The organism is Kitasatospora sp. NPDC092039 (assembly GCF_044756065.1).
GTDB lineage: Bacteria > Actinomycetota > Actinomycetes > Streptomycetales > Streptomycetaceae > Kitasatospora.
On the sequence record NZ_JBIVSD010000041.1, the window covers coordinates 1 to 2,007 of the forward strand.

The window sequence follows — 2,007 nt, forward strand, 5'->3', positions numbered from 1 at the left end:
TCGCCAATGGCCCCCAGCCTCCGGCCGGGAGGTGCCCCCACCGCAGTGGCTCCCTCCTCCGCCTTGCGATGCACGCACCCCAACGCCGCGCCCTGGTCCGACGCGAATTGTCAGACACGCCCTAACAGCCCCTCCGTCAGTCGTCCTGGAGGTCGGCGGCGGTGTGCAGGGTGGCGAACAGGGCCGACAGCCTGGCGTTCCAGTTGGCGTACGTCGCGACGTCGACGGCGTGCTTCTTGCCCAGGTCCCTGACCACCTTCTGGGCGCTCCTGAGCTCCTGGGCGGCGTCGTCCGGGTTGCCCTCGTTGACGCGGGCCGCGGCGGTGTCGAGGGTCTTCAGCAGGTCCGTCTGCTTGTCCCGCTCCTTGCCGACGTGGGCCTGGGCCACCGCCTGGCGGAAGGACTGGATCTGGAGCGCGGCGGGCTGGTTGCGCGGGACGGGCTGGGTCGACGCCGGGGCCGCCGACGGGGTGGTGGGCGCGGGGGAGGTCACCGCGGAGGACGCGGTGGCGGTCGGCGTCGGGGCGGTGGCGGCCGTGGAGGCCGGAGCGGTGGCCGCGGCCGGCTTCGCGGTGGCCGGCTTGGCGGCGGCCGCATGGCCGGCCGGTTCGTCGAAGGCGGTGAGGGCCAGCGCGGCGACGCCGGCCAGGCCCACCACGCCCAACGCCCCGAGCACCAGCGGCTTTCGGCGGCTCCGGGCGGGAGCCGGCGCGGACGCCGACGCGGGACCGGGAGCCGGCGCCGCGACGGGGACCGGCGCCATCACCGAGGTGGCGGCGGCCGGCGACTGGGGCGGCAGCACGGTGGTGTGCTGCTGGTTCGGCACCGGGACGTGGGGCACCGGCGGCAGCAGCTGGGTAGCCGCTCCGGCCGCGCTCGCGAGCAGTTCCGCCGTCGGGTCACCGACCATCAAGCCCGGTACGGTACGGAGGAGTTCGGCTCGGGCGGCGGTCGCGTCGGCCGGGCGGGCGGCCGGGTTCTTGGCCAGCAGCCGCAGCACCGCCGCGTCCAGCGCGGGCGGCAGGCCCGGGCGGTGGACGGACGGCGGCAACGGCTGCTCGCTGACGTGCTTGAAGGCGATCGCCACCGGGGCCTCGGCGGTGAACGGGGGCGCGCCGGTGAGCATCTCGGTCAGCACGCAGCCGACCGCGTACAGGTCCGTCCGCCCGTCCAGGGCCGAGGCGGTGGCCTGTTCGGGCGAGAGGTAGGCGGCCGTACCGAGCACGCTCGCGGTCTGGGTCAGGTTGCTGGAGGAGCCGGCCCGGGCGATGCCGAAGTCGACGACCTTCACCCCGCCGTCGTCGGTGATCATGATGTTCCCGGGCTTGATGTCCCGGTGCACCAGCCCGGCCGCGTGCGCGACCGACAGCGCCTCGCAGACCGCCGCCGCGATGCCGACGGCGCGCTCCACCGGCAGCGTCCGCTGCTCCGCCAGCAGTGCGGCCAGCGAACGGCCGCTGACCAGCTCCATGACGATGAACGGGGTGCCCTGGTCCACGCCCGAGTCGAAGACCATGACGATCCTCGGGTGCACCAGCATGGCCGCGTGCTGGGCCTCCCGGCTGAAGCGCTCGGCGAAGCGGGGGTCGTCGGCGAGGCCGCCGTTCAGGACCTTGACGGCCACCTGGCGTCCCAGCACCCGGTCCACCCCGCGCCAGACGGTGGCCATGCCGCCGACACCCAGCATGCCGACGAGTTCGTAACGCCCGTTCAGCGCCCGTCCGATCACCTGGAGCTCCCCTCACGTGCCCTGCCCGGGGTCCCGGGCCGCCTCGTGCACCTGTGCACGATAGCCGCACCGCCGAACGGGCCGACCGGGCCGACCGGGGCGAGGGCGCGAAGGGTGGCGGTCGGGGGACCGGGCAGCGGTCCCCCGGCCGCCGGCACGGGGGTGGGGGGCCCCCCGCCGGGGGGGGGGGGGGGGGGCCCGGGGGGGGGCCGGGGGGGGCGCGGGGGGGGGGGGGGGGGGGGGCCCGGCGCCGGCCGGGGGGGGCGGGGGGGGGGGCG

General features: G+C 76.8%; 1 protein-coding gene. It reads right to left on the reverse strand.

What is annotated here, in order from left to right:
• Nucleotides 1-136 precede the first annotated feature (136 nt).
• A complete protein-coding gene (locus ACIQI7_RS38420; RefSeq protein ID WP_401119371.1) occupies nt 137-1,729 on the reverse strand; it encodes a protein kinase in 1,593 nt (530 codons plus the stop codon).
• Between the last annotated feature and the right edge of the window lie 278 nt (nt 1,730-2,007).